The organism is Ensifer sp. ENS11, from assembly GCF_014851895.1.
Taxonomy (GTDB): Bacteria; Pseudomonadota; Alphaproteobacteria; order Rhizobiales; family Rhizobiaceae; genus Ensifer; species Ensifer canadensis.
This window is the reverse complement of sequence record NZ_JACVAN010000004.1, coordinates 314,578-333,204: the sequence shown is the minus strand read 5'-3', so window position 1 is coordinate 333,204 and position 18,627 is coordinate 314,578. Positions and strand designations below refer to the sequence as shown.

Genomic DNA, 18,627 nt, shown 5'->3' with positions numbered 1-18,627 from the left:
CCAAACGAGCGACACCTAGCACGGTTTTGCCGGCGGTCATGCAACCGCTGCAGAAAACCCACAGGGAATACCGCGTTGTGGACCATGGAAAGATCGGCCAGTTCACCCGGTTGTTTGCGCGGAAACGTTGAATAAACCTATTGATACATCTTTAACAAGCGCCTGCCCCGGCCCATACGTCTTTGAGCGACCGGGATTTCCGGGCCACGAATGGATCAGAACGAGACCGAAAACCACTTCCAGATGAACTACGAGGATGGTCAACGCATCGTCTCGAAAAAGGAATCCGCGCAATCAGGCCGCGCGAACTTCCTGATTGCGATTGCGCTCGCCGCGTCGATTGGCGTCCTGCTGGCGATCTTCTTCTAGCCGATCGTTTCGCTGGCGGCCGTCTGTTCGGGGGTAGTGACGTTCGACATGACGGTCAGGCCGAAGCCCTGCATCAGCCGGCGTGTGGAAAAATCGGGATTTCCCGAAGTGAAGATCGCCGGGTCCTCGCCGTTCAACGGCTCAAAGCCGTCGGGCAGCGGCACGAGCGAGCGGGCCCGCCGGGCGATGGCCTCGGCTGGATCCAACCAGTCGACCGGCCAGGGCGCCAGCTTGCGGAACAGATTGGCCAGAAAGGGATAATGCGTGCAGGCGAGAACGACGATATCGGTCTTGCGGCCATCCATCTCGATGAAGCACGGGGTGATCTCGGCCAATACCTCCGCATCATCGAGCTTTTCGCCGCGAATATAGGCCTCGGCCATCTTGGCGAGGTTCTCCGATCCGACCAGGCGGACATGGCATTGGCTGGCGAAGGACTGGATGAGGTCGCGCGTATAGGCGCGCTTGACCGTGCCTGGTGTCGCAAGCACGGAAACCAGCCCCGAGCGCGTGCGCTCGGCCGCCGGCTTGATCGCCGGCACGGTGCCAACGAAGGTCATCTGCGGAAAGGCGGCGCGCAGATCGGCACCGACGAGGGTGAATGCGGTGTTGCAGGCAATCACGCAGATTTCGGGATCGTGCTCGGCCAGCAGCCGGCCAAAGAGCGCGATGACATGGGCGCGCAAGGCCTCTTCCTCCCAGCCGCCATAGGGGAAGCCGGCATCGTCGGCGATATAGATGAAATGCCGCTCCGGCATCAGCACCCTCGCCTCGCGCAGCACCGTGAGCCCGCCGATGCCGCTGTCGAAGACGAGAATGGGTTTCAGTTCAGTCGCTGTCACCGCTGTCTGATACTTTCTTGTTGTGCTCGGCCCTGCTGTGATCAACGGGAGCGCCGGAACCTCGGGGATGTTCACGCGAAAACCGATCGAGCGACGAAATCACGCCGCGCAGCACCCGGATTTCCGTTTCGGTAAAGGCTGGTCTGGTCAGAACTGTGCGCAGATTTTCGACCAATTTCGGCTTTTTGTCGGCGGAGCGGAAATAGTTGCGCGCTTCCAGCGCATCCTCGAGGTGATCGAACAGGCCCTGCAGATCGTCTTTCTTCGCCGGACGCTGCTCCAGTGCCTGGAACGACGTCTGGTCTTCGCTTTCCATGCCCGTCTTCAGCCACTCGTAGGACATTAGCAGCACCGCCTGGGCGAGATTGAGCGAAGCGAAAGCCGGATTGACGGGGAACGTCACAATCTCGTCGGCAAGCGCCACTTCCTCGTTCGTCAATCCGGTGCGCTCGCGGCCGAAGATGATGCCGGTCGCCTCGCCGGCTACGAAGCGCTGTCTCAGCGTGCGCGCCGCCACTATCGGCGAGCGAACCGGCTTGTAGCCGTAACGGTCGCGCGCCGTTGTCGCATAGACGAAGTTGAGGTCGGCGATCGCCTCTTCCAGCGTGTCGTAGAGCTTGGCGCCTTCGATGACGTGGTCGGCGCGGCTGGCGGCAGACTGCGCCTTTTCGTTCGGCCAGCCATCGCGCGGGTTGACGAGGCGCAGTTCAGACAGGCCGAAATTGGCCATGGCGCGGGCAACCATGCCGATATTCTCGCCGAGCTGCGGATAGGCGAGAATGATCGCCGGTCCTTCGGTCAGGAGTTCTCGTTCGCTGTTGGTGCCTGCCATGTCTTTCGCCTTCGCCTTCTGTTCGGCGCTTCCCTCGCACAAAAGACCGGAAAATTAAAGTCCGGCCGACATGCTGAGGACTGCGGGCATCACGGTGTTGCCGGATGCAGACGGCTGAGGGAGATGCCGATCATCTCCAGCCCCAGTTCCGCATCGTCCTTCGATATCGGCAGATGTCGGCTGACTGGCCCGGCGACGCGGCCGCCGTCGTAGAAATAGCCGGCCCCTTTCTCCGCGATCGAGCGAATCAATGTCAGATTTTCGTCGATGTCGGTGTGGAACGTGGAGCCGACGGCGTCGGCCTCGTCGGCAACGCGACGGGCAAACACGCGCGCCCAATAGGTGCACCCCATGAAGATCGCCAGCGTCTGCCTGACGTGGCCGGGGCGCGTGACAAGCTGCCAGGAAACGCCAAGGGGCTTGGCCGCCGCGGCAAGCTCGCGGTAGGCGCGGTCGACGGACTGCGACCGCGCAATCAGCGCCATGCCGGAGGCGCCCTCCTTCGCCGCTTGCAGCAGTCCTGTCAGTTCGCCACACCAGGCCTTGATCGCGAGATCAAGCGATGTTCGCGTACGGGTCGGGAAAACCACGAAGGCAACCACAGTACCGGCGATGGAGCCGATCAGGGTTTCCTCCAGCCGCAGCTGCAGCAGCTGTGGGGTCAGCACGCCCATCAGGCTGTAGAGCAGCGACAGCACGATAGAGACGAAGAAGGTCATCGACGCATAGGAAACTGCGAGGAAATAGAACGCGAGAAAGATGCAGAGCGCACTCAGCGGCAGCACCAAATAGATGTTTCCGGCAACCAGCGTGCCGGCGACGATGCCGACCACGATGCCAAATAGCGTACCGGCCGAGCGCTGTAGCGCCTTGACCGCCGTATCGCCGCGCGAGCGGGTGTTGGTAAAAACGAGAAAGGCAGCCAGCACCGCCCAGAACCATCGGTCGCGCGACAGCATCAGCCCGAACACCATGGCGATGCCGGCGGCGAGCGTGATCTGGATGGCCGTTTTGAGCGCCGGATTAGACACTGTCAGCTTTGGACGCGTGGACGCCGGGGCAACGGCTCGCTCCACCGGATCCTCGAGATCATGCGCGTCGAGTTTTTCCAGGCTATGGGCGAGGCGCTGGCGAACATTGCGCAGCCACGAGAGCGCCTTGACGGTCTCGACAAGCCGCTCGTTCGTGCGGTCGATGCGCGCCGTCTCCGCTTCGATCTCGGCGGAGTTGCGCGTAAGCATCGCTTCGACCAATGCGACCGGAGGCATGGCCTGAAGGCTCAGCACGATGACGCTTTCTGCCGCCAGATGCAGGTCGAAAAGGTTGATCACCACATCCGACGAGGCAAGGCCGGGCTCGGGTTCCGGGCGTCGGTTCTCGGTCGGAATGAAACTTTCCGCCATCAGCACCGCCTCCTTGAGGCGCTCTTCCCTCCGGTGCAGCCGGGTGCGATCCGTCTCGATCAGGGTCGGTTTGCGTGCGACATCGACCAGCTCCTCCAGCATCTGGTCGACGCGCTGCTGGACGCTGGCCGCAGCGCGCATGAGGTCGCGATAGCGGTGGTCGGGCAGAAGCACGGTGCGGACCAGGTGGGCGACCATGGCCGAAACCGCTGCACCGAAGACCAGTGCGGGCAACTGGTCAATCGTCGGACGCAGATAAGCTCCGATGAAATAGGACATGAAGGCGAACATGCCGACGGCAAACCATCTCGGCCCGAAGGAGCGACAATAGACCGCCAGGAAGATGATCGACAGGAAAACGACATCGGAGACGTAGCGGTGGCTCTCCAGCACCGAGGCCAGCGCGACCATCGAGACGCCAACGATGACGGCGATTATACGGGTCACGAGCTGTTCGCCGTGCGTGCGGTCGCGGACGGCAAGGCCGCCTTCGATCGAGAGCGAAACGGCAAGGCCGTAGGCTGCCGGCGGCAATGGCGCCACGAGATAGTGGAAGGCCATCAGCAGGCAAACCGACGAAACGATCGTCGCGGTGATGCGCGTCGCCTGGCGCAGCCGGGAAAAGGCAGGATCATTGGCGAGAAGCCAGTCGCGCACGCGGGAGCGAATTTCCATCGGATGCCTTTTGCCTGCTACGGTGACCATCGACGCGTCACCGCTTCTTCTTGATTAACGCTGCCTCCGATCTTTTCAAGGCGCAGGCCGGCTTAAACCAGTCCAAAACCCATCCTCGGCCCCTGCCCGCCGGTCGATCGAGTCTCCACCCAAAGTTTCAGCCAAGCATGCTTTGCCTTGCCGTTTCACAATGCTATAGGGCTCTGGATTTTTCTAAAGAGGAAGGGACATCGCTCCCGTTGTCCCGCTAAGCTACGAGGCATATTCATGGCAAAGATCAAGGTCGCCAATCCGGTCGTCGAACTCGACGGCGATGAGATGACCCGCATCATCTGGCAGTTCATCAAGGACAAGCTGATCCATCCCTACCTCGACGTCGATCTTGAGTATTATGACCTCGGCATGGAAAACCGCGACGCCACCGACGACCAGGTGACGATCGATGCAGCCAACGCCATCAAGAAGCACGGCGTCGGCGTCAAGTGCGCCACGATCACCCCGGACGAAGCCCGCGTCGAAGAATTCAAGCTCAAGAAGATGTGGAAGTCGCCGAACGGCACCATCCGCAACATCCTCGGCGGAGTCATCTTCCGCGAGCCGATCATCTGCAAGAACGTGCCTCGTCTGGTTCCGGGCTGGACCAAGCCGATCATCGTCGGCCGTCACGCCTTCGGCGACCAGTACCGCGCCACCGACTTCAAGTTCCCCGGCAAGGGCAAGCTGACGATGAAGTTCGTCGGCGAAGACGGCAAGGAAATCGAATACGACGTCTTCGACGCACCGTCGGCCGGTGTTGCCATGGGCATGTACAACCTCGACGATTCGATCACCGAATTCGCCCGCGCTTCGTTCAACTACGGCATCCAGCGTAAGGTTCCGGTCTACCTCTCGACCAAGAACACCATCCTCAAGGTCTATGACGGCCGCTTCAAGGACATCTTCCAGAAGGTCTTCGAGGAAGAATTCGCCGAGAAGTTCAAGGAACTGAAGATCTGGTACGAACACCGCCTGATCGACGACATGGTCGCTTCGGCGCTGAAGTGGTCCGGCGGCTACGTCTGGGCGTGCAAGAACTACGACGGCGACGTCCAGTCCGACATCGTGGCTCAGGGCTTCGGCTCGCTCGGCCTGATGACCTCGGTTCTGATGACGCCGGACGGCAAGACGGTCGAAGCAGAAGCGGCCCACGGCACCGTGACCCGTCACTACCGCCAGCACGAGAAGGGCGAAGAGACCTCGACCAACTCGATCGCTTCGATCTTCGCCTGGACCCGTGGCCTTGCCCATCGTGCCAAGCTCGACGGCAATGCCGAACTCGCCCGCTTCTCCGAAACACTGGAAAAGGTCTGCGTCGATACCGTCGAAGCCGGCTTCATGACCAAGGACCTGGCGCTCCTGATCGGCCCCGACCAGCCGTGGCTCTCGACCACCGGCTTCCTCGACAAGATCGACGAGAACCTGAAGAAGGCAATGGCTGCCTGATCGGCACACGCCATCGACCCGAATGCGAAACCCGGCCTTGTGCCGGGTTTCTTTTTGGTTGGATAGCCGCAGTTCCAAGAACCTCTGGCGACCCATTCCCTCTGTCATGCTCGGGCTTGACCCGAGCATCCAGGCCAAGCCTCTTGAGCCCAAGGACATCTGTGCGTTGGCGACGGCTCAGGTGGATCCTCGGAGCAAGCCCGAGGATGACGAGAGAAGTCGAGCGGGTCATTTCAGCGGCAGATAGATCTCGCTCAAGAGCTCGGTCGGCGGCACGTCGCGCGGATTGTTGAGATACTTCTCGAACATCAGGCTGTCGCGCACCTCGCGGCCGGATTGCGGCAGCCACGTGCCGTAAAGCCATTGATAGGCCAAGGGCATGTCCGCATAGGGGCCCTTGTGGCGCAGAACGGCATAGCGTCCGCCCTCGAGCGTCTGGGGTGTCAGCGGTGCATCGGCAGGCAGGGTCTCCTTGGCGGTGACGCAGGCAAAGGAGCGCAGCCTGTCCGCCGGCACCAGTTCCGGATCATCCAGATAGATGCCGATCATCTCCATGTCCGGACGATAAAGATTGCGCGAAATCAGTGTGCCGTAGAGCGTCTCGAATGCCTTGCCGATGCCCATATAAGAGCCGGAGTGGGCGACGCCGACGAGATCGAAGCCGTCGATCTCCTTGAGGGTGACTTCATACATATCCGCAATTCCTTCCGATGAAGCGGTTTCGAAGGTTTTGTGGCTGCCCTCCCTCCGATACCGCGCCGGCGGCAGACCATAGACGGCCTTGAAGGTGCGGTTGAAGGATTGAATATTGGGGTAGCCAGAGCGCTGCGCGATCGCTTCGACAGGAAGATCGGACTGCACGAGATCGGCGGCGGCCTTCTGCAGTCGTAGCCGCTTGACCGTTGCCGCCAACGTCTCGCCGTGGACGGCCCTGTAGATTCGGTGCCAGTGGTGTGGCGACAGGCAGGCGATTTCAGCGAGACGGTCGAGATCGAGCTCCTCGTTGAGATGGCCGTAAATGTAGTCGCTCACCCTGTGCAGCCGTCTTTCGTAGCTTGCCCAGGTCGCCCGCTCGTCCATGTCTAGCCCTTCGCGCTTTGCTCACGGATCGGTAGACCATAGACGACTTTGACAAATCCTGCGGAGTTTTGCGGCGAGCATGCAGAGGGGGCAATCGCAATCACAAAAAAGGACGCCCGAAACCGGCGCCCTTTTCAATTTCACGTTTCTGCGCCTACAGCGCCGCGCATCAAGTATGACGCGCAAATGGCACTGTAACACCTTAAACTTGCTGCATAATTTTATCCTCCAATCGCATCCGATTTGAGGAATTATGCAGTGTCCTTAGCCGGCCAATGCAACGGCAACGGCCTCGATCGCGTCGGCTGCCTTCTCGCCGTCAGGGCCGCCGGCCTGCGCCATATCAGGGCGGCCGCCGCCGCCCTTGCCGCCAAGGGCGGCCGAGGCGATACGCACGAGATCGACTGCGCTGACCTTGGAAGTCAGATCGTCGGTGACAGCCACGACTGCGCTTGCCTTGCCATCGCCGGAAACGCCGACGAAGGCGACGACGCCGGAGCCGAGGCTCTTCTTGCCGTCATCGGCCAGGCTCTTCAGATCCTTTGGTTCGACACCGGAAACGACCTTGCCGAGGAAACGCATGCCGGCGATGTCGCGCGCGGCATCGGTCGATCCGGCCTGACCGCCGCCACCGAGCGCCAGCTTCTTCTTGGCTTCCGTCAGTTCGCGCTCCAGCTTGCGGCGCTCGTCGAGCAGTGCCTCGACGCGGCCGAGCACGTCGCCCGGCTGAACCTTGAGCGTGTTGGCAAGCGTCTTCACCCGCTCGTCCTGCTCGTTGAGATAGGCACGGGCTGCCTCGCCCGTCAGCGCCTCGACGCGGCGCACGCCGGCGCCAACGGCACTTTCGGAAACGACGCGCACCAGACCGATGTCGCCGGTTGCCGAAACGTGGGTGCCGCCGCAGAGTTCGACCGAATAGGCACGGTTGGCCTTGGAGCCGTGAATGCCCTGCCCCATGGACACGACCCGCACTTCGTCACCGTATTTCTCGCCAAAGAGCGCCATGGCGCCTTCGGCAATCGCATCGTCGACGCTCATCAGGCGCGTGGTGACCGGCGTATTCTGAACGATGATCTCGTTTGCCATCTCCTCGACGATCTTCAGCTCCTCGGCCGTCATCGGCTTCGGATGCGATACGTCGAAGCGCAGGCGCTCGGGCGCAACCAGCGAGCCCTTCTGCGCCACATGGGTGCCGAGCACCTCGCGAAGCGCCTCATGCAGCAGATGGGTGGCCGAATGGTTGGCGCGAAGGCGCGAACGGCGGGCATGATCGACTTCGAGCTGGGCCGCGTCGCCGGTCTTGATCGTGCCTTCGGCAACGACGCCGAAATGAACGAACAGGCCCTCGCCGCGCTTCTGCGTGTCGGTCACAACAAGCTTGCCGCCGTCGGTGGTGATCGTCCCCGTATCGCCCATCTGTCCACCCGATTCGCCGTAGAACGGCGTCTGGTTGAGGACGATCTGGACGGTTTCACCCTTGGTGGCCGACTGAGCGACAGCGCCATCGCGCAAGATCGCCTGGACGACGCCTTCGGCAACTTCCGTATCGTAACCGAGGAACTCGGTCGCGCCGTGCTTTTCGCGCAGCTCGAACCAGATGGTTTCGGTTGCCGCTTCGCCGGAGCCTGCCCAATTGGCGCGGGCTTCGGCCTTCTGCCGCTCCATGGCGGTCGTAAAGGCGTCGGTGTCGACGCTGATGCCCTTGGCGCGCAGCGCATCCTGGGTCAGGTCGAGGGGGAAGCCGTAGGTATCGTAGAGCTTGAAGGCGGTTTCGCCATTGAACTGATCGCCTTCGGAAAGGTCGGCCGAGGCTTCGGACAAGAGGTTCAAGCCACGCTCCAGCGTCTTGCGGAAGCGGGTTTCCTCGAGCTTCAGCGTCTCCGAGATCAGCGCCTCGGCGCGCATCAGTTCCGGATAGGCGCGGCCCATCTGGCCGACGAGCGCCGGCAGCAGCTTCCACATCAAGGGATCGCGGGCACCGAGCAGCTGCGCGTGGCGCATGGCGCGGCGCATGATACGGCGCAGCACATAACCACGGCCCTCGTTCGACGGCAGCACGCCATCGGCGATCAGGAAGGCGGACGAACGCAGGTGGTCGGCAATGACGCGATGGCTGGCGCGCTGGTCGCCTTCGGCCTTGACGCCGGTTGCTTCTTCAGACGCGGCAATCAATGCGCGGAAGAGATCGATTTCGTAGTTGTCGTGCTGGCCCTGCAGCACGGCTGCCAGGCGCTCGAGGCCCATGCCGGTGTCGATCGACGGACGCGGCAGGTTGACGCGCTCTTCCTTGGTGATCTGCTCGTACTGCATGAAGACGAGGTTCCAGATCTCGATGAAGCGGTCGCCGTCCTCATCGGCAGAACCAGGAGGCCCGCCCCAGATCTTGTCGCCGTGGTCGTAAAAGATTTCCGAGCAAGGACCGCAAGGGCCGGTATCGCCCATGGCCCAGAAATTGTCGCTGGTCGGGATGCGGATGATGCGGTCGTCGGAAAGGCCGGCGATCTTTTTCCAAAGGCCAAAGGCTTCGTCGTCGGTGTGATAGACCGTGACCAGCAGGCGCTTGGCGTCGAGGCCATATTCCCTGGTGATCAGGTTCCAGGCAAGCTCGATAGCGTTTTCCTTGAAGTAATCGCCAAAGGAGAAATTGCCGAGCATCTCGAAGAAGGTGTGGTGGCGCGCGGTGTAGCCGACATTGTCGAGGTCGTTGTGCTTGCCGCCGGCGCGCACGCATTTCTGCGCCGTCACGGCCGTCGAATAGGGACGCTGCTCAAGCCCGGTGAAGACGTTCTTGAACTGGACCATGCCGGCATTGGTGAACATCAGCGTCGGGTCGTTGCGCGGTACCAACGGGCTCGACGACACCACCTCATGACCATTCCTGCGGAAATAGTCGAGAAACGTCGACCGGATTTCATTCACGCCGCTCATCTTGCGTCCTATCTGTGCACCAATTCAGGCCCAGGCCCCGGCATCTGCCGCGCCACTCGCCGTTATCCTTCGACCCCGCGGCCATCGCTGACGGCTGCGCCCTCCAACGCCCTCGGTCGCCGGAACCACAGGCTTTTATCGTTCGCGTATCATGCTGTCCAGACGGCAGCAAAAAACCGGCCGCCGATGAAGGCGACCGGTTTTGAAAGCTTGAAGCTCGGCTCGCTGCTTATGCTTCGGCAGCGTCGTCGCCGTCGTCGGGTTCCGGACCACCATTCTCGAGGAACCGGTCGGCGATCAGGCCGGCGTTCTGACGCAGAGCCGTCTCGATCTCGCGCGACAGGTCCGGATTGTCCCTGAGGAACGACTTGGCGTTCTCGCGACCCTGGCCGAGGCGCTGGCTGTTATAGGAGAACCAGGCACCGGACTTCTCGACGATACCAGCCTTGACGCCGAGATCGACGAGTTCGCCGGTCTTCGAGACGCCTTCGCCATACATGATGTCGAATTCGACCTGCTTGAAGGGAGGCGCCATCTTGTTCTTGACGACCTTGACGCGCGTCTGGTTGCCGACGACTTCTTCGCGCTCCTTGACGGAACCGATACGGCGGATGTCGAGGCGAACGGAGGCGTAGAACTTCAGCGCATTGCCGCCCGTCGTCGTTTCCGGCGAACCGAACATGACGCCGATCTTCATGCGGATCTGGTTGATGAAGACCACCATGCAGTTCGACTTCGAGATCGAGGCGGTCAACTTGCGCAGCGCCTGGCTCATCAGACGGGCCTGCATGCCCGGCAGGCTGTCGCCCATTTCGCCTTCGATTTCGGCGCGCGGCACGAGCGCTGCGACGGAGTCGATGACGAGAACGTCGATCGCCCCGGAGCGTACCAGCGTATCGGTGATTTCGAGCGCCTGTTCGCCGGTATCGGGCTGCGAGATCAGCAGGTTTTCGAGATCGACGCCCAGCTTGCGCGCATAAACCGGGTCGAGTGCGTGTTCGGCGTCGACGAAGGCGCAGATGCCGCCCTTCTTCTGTGCTTCTGCGATGGTCTGCAGCGCCAGCGTCGTCTTGCCCGAGCTTTCCGGACCATAGATTTCGACGATGCGGCCCTTCGGCAAGCCACCAATGCCGAGTGCGATGTCCAGGCTGAGAGAGCCGGTCGAAACCGTCTCGATCTCGATGATGCTGTCCTTCCCACCGAGCTTCATGATCGATCCCTTGCCGAACGACCGTTCGATCTGGGAAAGTGCCGCTTCAAGTGCCTTGCTTTTATCCACCGATTTGTCCTCTACGAGCCGCAAAGAGTTTTGTGCCATTTGGTCCACCTTTAGGTTATTGAAGCTACCGAGGCAATGAAGCCGCCGCACGAGTTTTTGTACATGTTTTGTTCCGTTTTTGCAAGAGCAGGACAAGACATTGAAAAATAGGAATTATTCGGATTGTGTTCGATTCATGTTCACGCTTTGCTGCGTAATTTTTTTGGCAGCGCCAGGCGCACCCTGAGACGATGAACCCTCCCGATCCGATTCGGCCGATAGACAGCAGAGGAACATTCATGAAGGAAGGCGAAATCGCCGTCTTCGGCGGCGCTCATATCGATCGGCGCGGCCGCATCTCGGGCACGACCGCACCCGGTTCGAGCAACCCCGGCACCTGGTTCGAAGAGGCAGGTGGCGGCGGCTTCAACGCTGCGCGCAACCTGGCACGACTGGGTCATAGCGTCCGGATGATCAGCACGCGCGGTGGTGACGCTGCTGGCGACATCGTGACGGCGGCCGCAGCGGCTGCCGGCGTCATCGACAATCCCCTCACCTTTCTCGACCGCCAGACGCCGAGCTACACTGCGATCATTGAAAATGACGGCAACCTGGTGATCGCCCTTGCCGACATGGATCTCTACCGGATGTTCTCGCCGCGCCAGTTGCAGCGGCGCGCATTGCGCGATGCCATCGCCGACAGCCGGCTGGTGCTGACCGATGCGAACCTGCCCGAAGAAACCATCGCCGCCCTCGTAGCGGCGGCGTCGACGGATGGGCGCATTGTCGCCGGTATCGCCGTATCGCCGGCAAAGGTGATCCGATTCCAGCCGAGCCTGGTCAGGCTCAGCTTCCTGTTCATGAACGAGGCCGAGGCGCGGGCGCTCACCGGCAAGGATGCGGCGGATGCTGAGGGTTGGCCGCCGCTTTTGCGCGCCGCCGGGCTCAATGGCGGCGTCGTTACCCGAGGCGGCAGAGCGGTCGTCGCCTTCGATCGCGAAACCGTCTGCGTCGCGACGCCGCCGGCCCTGCCGGAGCTCGCCGATGTTACCGGCGCCGGCGATGCCCTGGCATCAGGCTTCCTCACCGCCCGTCTTGCCGGCCATGATCTGTCGGAATGCCTGCGGCGCGGCATTGCCGCCGCCGGCATTACGCTTCGCTCTCCCTTGGCCGCCTCGGAACAAATGTCGCAGGCCAACCTCGAACAGGCACTGGCCCTTGTGCCGGCACCTCAAATGCTGGCATGAACGCCGCCAGCCGAACTCCCAAGGAAAAACCATGACCAAACCCGCTTCCCCCTTCCTGCCGATGGAATATTCCGACGAGGTTGCAGCCGCCAAGGCACGCGGCGCGCCGATCGTGGCACTGGAATCGACGATCATCACCCATGGCATGCCCTATCCGGGCAACCTCAACATGGCCCGCAGCGTCGAAGCGATCATCCGCGACCAGGGTGCCGTTCCGGCGACGATCGCCGTCATTCACGGCGTTCTGCATATCGGCCTTGACGATGCGAAGCTGGAAGAGCTGGCCAAGACCGAAGGCGCGATGAAGGTATCGCGCGCCGATCTCGCCTTTGCCATCGCCGAGCGCCGCACCGGCGCGACGACCGTTGCCGCCACCATGATCGCCGCTGCCCGCGCCGGCATCCGCGTCTTTGCGACCGGCGGCATCGGCGGCGTGCACCGCGGCGCCGAGCTGAGCTTCGACATCTCCGCCGACCTCGACGAACTGGCACGCACGGCCGTCATCGTCGTTTGCGCCGGCGCGAAAGCCATCCTCGACATTCCGAAGACGCTCGAGGTCCTCGAAACCCGCGGCGTGCCTGTTGTGACCTATGACAGCGACGTGTTCCCGGCCTTCTGGTCGCGCGATTCGGGCCTCAAGAGCCCGCTGATGCTCAACAGCCCAGCGGCAATCGCCAACTTCCAGAACATGCGCGAACTGCTCGGCGTCGATGGCGGCATGCTGATCGCGAACCCGGTTCCGGCCGAAAGCGAGATCGCGCGCGAGGAGATGGAAATCTACATCGGCCGCGCGCTCGACAACGCCGAACGCGATGAGATTTCCGGCAAGGAGGTCACCCCGTACCTGCTCGACAACCTCTTCCACATGACCGAGGGCCGCAGCCTCGAAACCAACATAGCGCTGGTCGAGAACAATGCCCGCCTCGCCGGCGAAATCGCTGTGGCGCTGACCGCGAAGTAGTCGACTGACATTAAGATCATAAGAGAAAAGCCCGGCGCGAAAGCGTCGGGCTTTTTGTTGGACTGCAATTCTTGGCGAGCGCCGAAATGCGCGCCGCGATTTCTCAGATTCGCTCAATGCACTGCGCAGTTTCGCGCACGCCTCAGGAGTCCAGCATCTCGCGCACGGCCACGGCCAGTTGCTTCAGCGAGAACGGTTTCGGAAGGAAGCCGAATTTGGCGTCGGCAGGAAGATTGCGGGCGAAGGCATCTTCCGCGTAACCCGAGACGAAGATGAACTTCAGGTCCGGGTACTTCTTGCGCAGCTCCGTCAAGAGTGTCGGCCCGTCCATTTCCGGCATCACCACGTCCGAAACGACGATATCGACGGCGCCATCGAGCTCCTCCATGATCTCGAGTGCTTCGACGCCAGAGCCTGCCTCGTGCACGGTATAGCCGCGGGTCTCGAGCATGCGCTTGCCGCCGCGGCGGACCGCTTCTTCGTCCTCTACCAGGAGGACGACGGCTGAATCACCGGTGAGATCGGTCGGTTCCTCGGTCTTGGCGACTGGCTTGGCGACAGCTTCAGCCGGCGGCAGCGTCACCGCCCCATTGGATGCGCCCTGCGTCGGTTCACCCGCGGCTTCCGGAATGTCGATATGGCGCGGCAGCAGGATGCGGAAGGTGGTTCCCTTGCCGACTTCGGATTCCGGATAGATGTAGCCGCCGGATTGCTTGACGATGCCGTAGACCATCGAAAGACCAAGGCCCGTGCCCTTGCCGACTTCCTTGGTGGTGAAGAAGGGCTCGAAGATCTTGTCGAGAATTTCTGGCGGAATACCGGTTCCCTGGTCGGAAACCTCCACCATGACGAAATCTTCCTCCGGCAGTTCGCGCCGGCCAATGGCCGCGATTTCCGTTGCCGGCAGATTGCGCGTGCGAAGCGTGATGATGCCGCCTGACGGCATGGCATCGCGCGCATTGACGGCAAGGTTGAGCAGCACCTGCTCGAACTGGCCGAGATCCGTGCGCACCGGCCAGAGATCGCGCCCGTAGTCGACTTCGACCTTGACGTTGGTCCCGGTCATGCGATCGACGAGCATGCGCAGGTCGCCGATCACGTCGGTCATGCTCAGCACTGTCGGCCGCATGGTCTGCTTGCGCGAGAAGGCGAGCAACTGCCTGACGAGCACCGCCGCACGATTGGCGTTGCGCTTGATCTCCATCAGATCGGCAAAGCTCGCATCGGCCGGTCGCGCCGACAAAAGCAGGTGGTCGGAGGACAGCAGGATCGCCGTCAGCACGTTGTTGAAATCGTGCGCGATGCCGCCCGCAAGCGTGCCGACCGCATTCATCTTCTGCGTCTGCGCCATCTGGTTTTCGAGCGCCTTCTGCTCGGTAATCTCCAGCGCGTAGATGATCGCTGCCTCTTCCGGAGCCTGATCGCTCTGGTCGATGACGGCATTGATATAGAAGCGGAAATGCCGCTCGCCATCGGCCGGGTGCAAGGCGTCGATCGGCGCGATATCGCCCTGGCGATCCTTGGCGGCGGCAAGCGCCTCATGCAGACGGCCCTTTTCCGTCGGATGCACCACCGTTTCGATCAGCGCGCCACGCTCGACATCGTCCTGGGAGACAAGGCCGGAAAACAGCTTGAGGAACGGCGCATTGGTGCGAAGGATGCGACCGTTGCCGTCGACCGAGGCGATGGCCATCGGCGTATTGTTGAAGAAGCGGGTGAAGCGCATCGCAGCGCTCGACGCCGACTGATCCTCGTCCTCGCCGCCGTCGCGCGACATGACGATGGTCCGGCTTTCGCCGGGCGCGCCATCGCGTGCCGACGACACGCGGTGCACCATGCGCACCGGCAGGCTCTGGCCGTTGGACTTGCGCAGATCGAGATCCAGCACCTTGGTCTTCTTCAGGCCTGGCTCCGCCTGCACCGATTGCACCAGCGTCAACCCCTCGCCGGCGACAAGATCGCCGATGCTCATGGAGCCCGGCTGGAATTTTGTCAGGTCGATGCCCAGCCAATCCGCAAGGGTAGCGTTGATGTAGAAGATCTCGCCCTTGCGCCCGGCGGAGAAGAAGCCGGCCGGAGCATGGTCGAGATAATCGATGGCGTTCTGCAGTTCCTTGAAGAACCGCTCCTGGTCGTCACGTTCGGCGGTGATGTCGGCAATCTGCCAGAGATAGAGCGGGTTGCGGTCACTATCTTCGAGCGGCAACACCCGGGCCTTCAAGCGAAACCAGTGGGCACCAGAGCCGCTGGACGCAGCACCGGTCGCCAGCGGCTTCAACAGCCGAAACTCCTCGTGCCCCTGCTTGCCTTCGTGCAGACCGTTGGTGAGGCGGTAGATCGCTTCGGTCGCCTCGCGGTTTCGCGACAGGATCGTTTCGAGCGACTGGATGCCGGCAGAATTCTTCGCGCCGGTCAGCGCGCCGTAGGCGGCGTTGGCGTAAATGATGCGGCCCTTGCGGTCGGTGACGATCGTGCCGTCTTCATGGGCGTCGAGAAAGGCGCGCGCCAGTTCGTCCGGCCGCGATTGCGGCATCACCTCGATGAAGCCGATGACCGACGAGACGAGGAAGAAGATGCCGACCATGGCAAGAACGCCAAGGATGCCGAGCACGATCTCGTTGTCCAACTCGTTCTTGAAGATCACGAAGGCGATCGCAGAGACGGTCAGAACGATCGCAAGCAGGACGATCCGCATGACGGTTCCCGGCCTGACGCCACGGTCAACAACCGGCATCTGGTAGTCACCTGACTGCCGCATTTTCGTCATCGGGTCCTCATCTGCCGCCAATACCGCCCGGCACATAGCCGATACGGTCCGGCGCTCCGGCCGGCATCCGCGCAATCCGCCAGGTGAAATCGGCCAATCCCGACACGCCCTCGATCATTCGGATAGGAATCATCTTTAACGATCAGAGATAACAGCAAAAAGCACCTGTGCGGAAGCGCAGCGGTCAATTCACAGGGAATGTCGGCGAAGTGCTTGTCCAAGCCCGAAAAAAGCCGTCAAATACTGCCACTCGAAAGGCTTTAAGGAGTTCAGCCTATGATGGAAACGATCGTCGGAGACAACGGTAGCCGATTCATTATCGCCGCCGGCGCCGTTGCGATCGGGCTTCTGTGCCTCGTGGCCGTGCTCTGGATCATGCGCAACAGGCCGTCGTCGCCCTTCATTCGCGGCGGCAAGAACAGGCAGCCTCGCCTCGCTGTGCTCGATGCGGCCGCTGTCGACACACGCCGTCGCCTGGTGCTCGTGCGTCGCGACGACGTCGAACACCTGATCATGATCGGCGGACCTACGGATATCGTCATCGAAAGCCGGATTGCACCGATCGATGAGAGCGCCTCAGCGAACGACGGTCCGGCAGTCATCGAGCGCAAGCCGATCGAGCAGCCGGTTGCCAGCGGCAATGGAACAGAGACAAGGGCAGCAGCGCCGGTGCAGTTGCGCCCTGTCGTACAGCCGGAGATGGCCGTCGCCGCGCCAGTGCGTCCGGCGGCGATACCGCAGGAGCAGCCGGTTGCGCGTGTCGAGCCGGCCCCGGCGGTTCGCCCGATTGTCGAACAGCGCCCGGCTCCTGTGATGGCCCCCGTGATGGCCATTGAGCCGCGTCCGGTCGAAAGGGTTGCGCCACAGGCGCCCGAGATCGTTGCCCCTGTCAATACGGCCGAGAAGGTCGAGGGCATCTTCGATGCCGCCCGCAGCCGCGTGCTGCCGACCCAGCCGCCAGTGCAGGAACAGCGTCCTGCAGCCGTTGCCCAATCGCAGCCCGTTGCCCAAAGCGCGCTTTCGGACTTCGAACGTATCCTCGACGCCGAAATCAGCGGTGACCTGCAGCGGCTGACGCCGGCTGCGGCGGCCGCACGTCCGGAAAATCGCGCGCCTGTGGCCGCTGCCGCCCGCCATGAGCCGATGCTCGGCGCACCGATCGACGATGTCCGCAAGGAGCCGACGATCGAGGAAGAGATGAACCGCATGCTCGCCGACATCTCCGCCGGCCGTAAGCCTTGACACATTCGGCGTCATTTCACCACGGAACAAACATTCAGCAAAAAGAAAAAGGCGCGGTCAACCCGCGCCTTTTTCTCAAGACTGATCCGGAAATCGGACCCTTATTCGTCCCTATAGACCTTTTCCCGACGCTCGTGGCGCTCCTGCGCCTCGATCGAGAGCGTTGCGATCGGTCGGGCGTCCAGACGCTTCAAGCCGATCGGCTCTCCCGTTTCCTCGCAATAGCCGTAGGTCCCTTCATCGAGCCGCTGTAGCGCCGCATCGATTTTCGAGATCAACTTCCGCTGACGGTCGCGGGCTCTCAGTTCAATCGCCCGGTCTGTTTCGGAAGAGGCCCTGTCGGCGAGATCGGGATGATTGGCGCTCTCCTCGGCCAAGTGATCCAGTGTCTCGCGTGCCTCGCGAAGGATGTCGTTTCTCCAAGCATTCAGCTTGGCCCGGAAATAGGCCCGGTGGGTGGCATTCATGAATTCCTCGTCCTCCGAGAGGACAAAGGTACTAAGATCGATCTTCTCACTCAACGCGATTCTCCTGAAGAACATCTCATTGCGGCGGTGTATAGCCCCATGGAAGCCGCGATTCAAGCCTCGGATTAGACACTCAACCGTATTTTAACAATGCTTGCAATTCAGGCTAACTGGCGAATATTTCATCAAAATTACAGATGAGATCTTAGTCGTAGAGATGATCACCTACCCGGCGCCAAGAAGACCGGTCGTAACTTGGATGTTCTGCCGCCAGCGCGACGCCGCCCTTTTGCCGGGATTGGTGCGCCCGGCGGCAACCGGGCAATCCCCTGAAAAAAGCGGTTCACAGCTTGATCTTTGCATCATCGACGGGAAAAGGTGGTGATCCGCCGCGAGACGCGCAAGACCCCGATCCGGCGATACTTTATCCCGTCGCGACCCGCGGCCGGCAGCTACCGGAATTCAATATATGCAAGACAGTGCCGCCAGGCCCTTCCGTCTCTTCCTTCTGCGTCATGCCCGCTCCGGTTGGGCCTTGCCCGGTCAACGTGATTTCGATCGCGCGCTCGACGACGTAGGATATGCCGAGGCGGAACTGATCGCGCAGATGGCTGCCGATCGCGGCATCCGGCCGGAGCTGATCTTGTGCTCGACGGCGGTCCGCTGTCGCCAGACCGCGGAACCCTTCTTCCGATCCGTCAGCGAAGACATCCAGATCCGCTATGTCGATGCGCTCTATACCGGCCCGGCAAGCGTCTATACCGATATCATCGATGCAAACAGGCATCTGAATTCGTTGATGATCGTCGGACACAATCCGATGATTGACGAACTCTTCAGCCGCTTTGCCGGGAACGAGGCGGCGACCGACGCCCTTCCGCATGGTTATCCGCCGGCAGCCCTTGCGATCCTTGACTTACAGGGAGGCCCAGGCGGCGCCGCAACGGCCACGCTGGTGTCGCTGATCCTGCCAACCAGGGAACCGAAATGACATGCCATTGTTGCGGTGCGGGAAATATTTCCTATATCGCCAAGGCAAACAGGACCTGCCGCACGTCTGGCAGACATTCGCAT

At 61.8% G+C, this 18,627-nt stretch carries 15 protein-coding genes; 6 read left to right on the top strand and 9 right to left on the bottom strand.

Annotated elements, in window-relative coordinates:
* Positions 1-210 precede the first annotated feature (210 nt).
* The gene (locus tag IB264_RS10800) at positions 211-369 is read left to right on the top strand and encodes a hypothetical protein (protein WP_156407977.1); all 159 of its coding nucleotides are present in this window, start codon (positions 211-213) and stop codon (positions 367-369) included.
* Here IB264_RS10800 and murI read toward each other — a convergent pair.
* From murI to IB264_RS10785, 3 genes are all read right to left on the bottom strand, one after another.
* Positions 366-1,211, bottom strand: a complete 846-nt coding sequence (murI, locus tag IB264_RS10795; RefSeq protein WP_025427170.1) for a glutamate racemase — start codon at positions 1,209-1,211, stop codon at positions 366-368. The two genes, IB264_RS10800 and murI, sit on opposite strands and share 4 nt — an antisense overlap.
* The gene (locus IB264_RS10790; protein ID WP_025427171.1) at positions 1,198-2,043 is read right to left on the bottom strand and encodes an RNA methyltransferase; all 846 of its coding nucleotides are present in this window, start codon (positions 2,041-2,043) and stop codon (positions 1,198-1,200) included. Before IB264_RS10790 ends, murI begins: the two co-directional genes overlap by 14 nt.
* A gap of 89 nt (positions 2,044-2,132) precedes the next feature.
* Positions 2,133-4,121 carry an FUSC family protein gene (locus tag IB264_RS10785; RefSeq protein ID WP_025427172.1) on the bottom strand — a complete coding sequence of 663 codons (1,989 nt, stop codon included), beginning with the start codon at positions 4,119-4,121 and terminating at the stop codon, positions 2,133-2,135.
* Between the two features lie 267 nt (positions 4,122-4,388).
* On the opposite strand from IB264_RS10785, the gene IB264_RS10780 reads away from it, so the two are divergent.
* On the top strand, positions 4,389-5,603 hold the full coding sequence (locus tag IB264_RS10780) for an NADP-dependent isocitrate dehydrogenase (RefSeq protein ID WP_025427173.1): 1,215 nt from the start codon (positions 4,389-4,391) through the stop codon (positions 5,601-5,603).
* A 228-nt stretch (positions 5,604-5,831) separates the two neighbouring features.
* Here IB264_RS10780 and IB264_RS10775 read toward each other — a convergent pair whose 3' ends face one another.
* The 3 genes from IB264_RS10775 to recA all read right to left on the bottom strand — a co-directional run bounded on the left by IB264_RS10775 (position 5,832) and on the right by recA (position 10,929).
* A complete protein-coding gene (locus IB264_RS10775; protein ID WP_025427174.1) occupies positions 5,832-6,683 on the bottom strand; it encodes a GyrI-like domain-containing protein in 852 nt (283 codons plus the stop codon).
* A 264-nt stretch (positions 6,684-6,947) separates the two neighbouring features.
* Positions 6,948-9,611, bottom strand: a complete 2,664-nt coding sequence (gene alaS / locus IB264_RS10770; RefSeq protein WP_025427175.1) for an alanine--tRNA ligase — start codon at positions 9,609-9,611, stop codon at positions 6,948-6,950.
* Between the two features lie 229 nt (positions 9,612-9,840).
* Positions 9,841-10,929 carry a recombinase RecA gene (gene recA / locus IB264_RS10765; RefSeq protein ID WP_025427176.1) on the bottom strand — a complete coding sequence of 363 codons (1,089 nt, stop codon included), beginning with the start codon at positions 10,927-10,929 and terminating at the stop codon, positions 9,841-9,843.
* A 239-nt stretch (positions 10,930-11,168) separates the two neighbouring features.
* Between recA and IB264_RS10760 the strand changes: the two genes are divergently transcribed.
* Together IB264_RS10760 and IB264_RS10755 are read left to right on the top strand one after the other, a co-directional pair.
* A complete protein-coding gene (locus IB264_RS10760) occupies positions 11,169-12,116 on the top strand; it encodes a carbohydrate kinase family protein (RefSeq protein ID WP_057208681.1) in 948 nt (315 codons plus the stop codon).
* A gap of 31 nt (positions 12,117-12,147) precedes the next feature.
* A complete protein-coding gene (locus IB264_RS10755) occupies positions 12,148-13,077 on the top strand; it encodes a pseudouridine-5'-phosphate glycosidase (RefSeq protein WP_025427178.1) in 930 nt (309 codons plus the stop codon).
* Between the two features lie 142 nt (positions 13,078-13,219).
* On the opposite strand, the gene cckA is transcribed toward IB264_RS10755, so the two are convergent.
* Together cckA and IB264_RS35125 are read right to left on the bottom strand one after the other, a co-directional pair.
* The gene (gene cckA, locus IB264_RS10750) at positions 13,220-15,844 is read right to left on the bottom strand and encodes a cell cycle histidine kinase CckA (RefSeq protein WP_025427179.1); all 2,625 of its coding nucleotides are present in this window, start codon (positions 15,842-15,844) and stop codon (positions 13,220-13,222) included.
* 7 nt (positions 15,845-15,851) lie between these two features.
* The gene (locus IB264_RS35125; RefSeq protein ID WP_256435849.1) at positions 15,852-15,977 is read right to left on the bottom strand and encodes a hypothetical protein; all 126 of its coding nucleotides are present in this window, start codon (positions 15,975-15,977) and stop codon (positions 15,852-15,854) included.
* 143 nt (positions 15,978-16,120) lie between these two features.
* On the opposite strand from IB264_RS35125, the gene IB264_RS10745 reads away from it, so the two are divergent.
* On the top strand, positions 16,121-17,086 hold the full coding sequence (locus IB264_RS10745; RefSeq protein WP_057208683.1) for a flagellar biosynthetic protein FliO: 966 nt from the start codon (positions 16,121-16,123) through the stop codon (positions 17,084-17,086).
* A gap of 101 nt (positions 17,087-17,187) precedes the next feature.
* Here IB264_RS10745 and dksA read toward each other — a convergent pair whose 3' ends face one another.
* The gene (gene dksA / locus IB264_RS10740; protein WP_025427181.1) at positions 17,188-17,607 is read right to left on the bottom strand and encodes an RNA polymerase-binding protein DksA; all 420 of its coding nucleotides are present in this window, start codon (positions 17,605-17,607) and stop codon (positions 17,188-17,190) included.
* A gap of 415 nt (positions 17,608-18,022) precedes the next feature.
* Here dksA and IB264_RS10735 point away from each other — a divergent pair, with 415 nt between their 5' ends.
* Positions 18,023-18,544: a histidine phosphatase family protein gene (locus tag IB264_RS10735; RefSeq protein ID WP_025427182.1), complete on the top strand. Its 522-nt coding sequence runs from the start codon at positions 18,023-18,025 to the stop codon at positions 18,542-18,544.
* The last annotated feature ends 83 nt before the right edge of the window (positions 18,545-18,627 follow it).

What these genes read in the sequence shown, in the direction of transcription:
- IB264_RS10800 (WP_156407977.1), top strand. Translation starts at nt 211, where the DNA reads ATGGATCAGAACGAGACCGAAAACCACTTCCAGATGAACTACGAGGAT.
- IB264_RS10790 (WP_025427171.1), bottom strand. Translation starts at nt 2,043, where the DNA reads ATGGCAGGCACCAACAGCGAACGAGAACTCCTGACCGAAGGACCGGCG.
- IB264_RS10785 (WP_025427172.1), bottom strand. Translation starts at nt 4,121, where the DNA reads ATGGAAATTCGCTCCCGCGTGCGCGACTGGCTTCTCGCCAATGATCCT.
- IB264_RS10780 (WP_025427173.1), top strand. Translation starts at nt 4,389, where the DNA reads ATGGCAAAGATCAAGGTCGCCAATCCGGTCGTCGAACTCGACGGCGAT.
- IB264_RS10775 (WP_025427174.1), bottom strand. Translation starts at nt 6,683, where the DNA reads ATGGACGAGCGGGCGACCTGGGCAAGCTACGAAAGACGGCTGCACAGG.
- alaS (WP_025427175.1), bottom strand. Translation starts at nt 9,611, where the DNA reads ATGAGCGGCGTGAATGAAATCCGGTCGACGTTTCTCGACTATTTCCGC.
- recA (WP_025427176.1), bottom strand. Translation starts at nt 10,929, where the DNA reads ATGGCACAAAACTCTTTGCGGCTCGTAGAGGACAAATCGGTGGATAAA.
- IB264_RS10760 (WP_057208681.1), top strand. Translation starts at nt 11,169, where the DNA reads ATGAAGGAAGGCGAAATCGCCGTCTTCGGCGGCGCTCATATCGATCGG.
- IB264_RS10755 (WP_025427178.1), top strand. Translation starts at nt 12,148, where the DNA reads ATGACCAAACCCGCTTCCCCCTTCCTGCCGATGGAATATTCCGACGAG.
- cckA (WP_025427179.1), bottom strand. Translation starts at nt 15,844, where the DNA reads ATGACGAAAATGCGGCAGTCAGGTGACTACCAGATGCCGGTTGTTGAC.
- IB264_RS35125 (WP_256435849.1), bottom strand. Translation starts at nt 15,977, where the DNA reads ATGATTCCTATCCGAATGATCGAGGGCGTGTCGGGATTGGCCGATTTC.
- IB264_RS10745 (WP_057208683.1), top strand. Translation starts at nt 16,121, where the DNA reads ATGATGGAAACGATCGTCGGAGACAACGGTAGCCGATTCATTATCGCC.
- IB264_RS10735 (WP_025427182.1), top strand. Translation starts at nt 18,023, where the DNA reads ATGCAAGACAGTGCCGCCAGGCCCTTCCGTCTCTTCCTTCTGCGTCAT.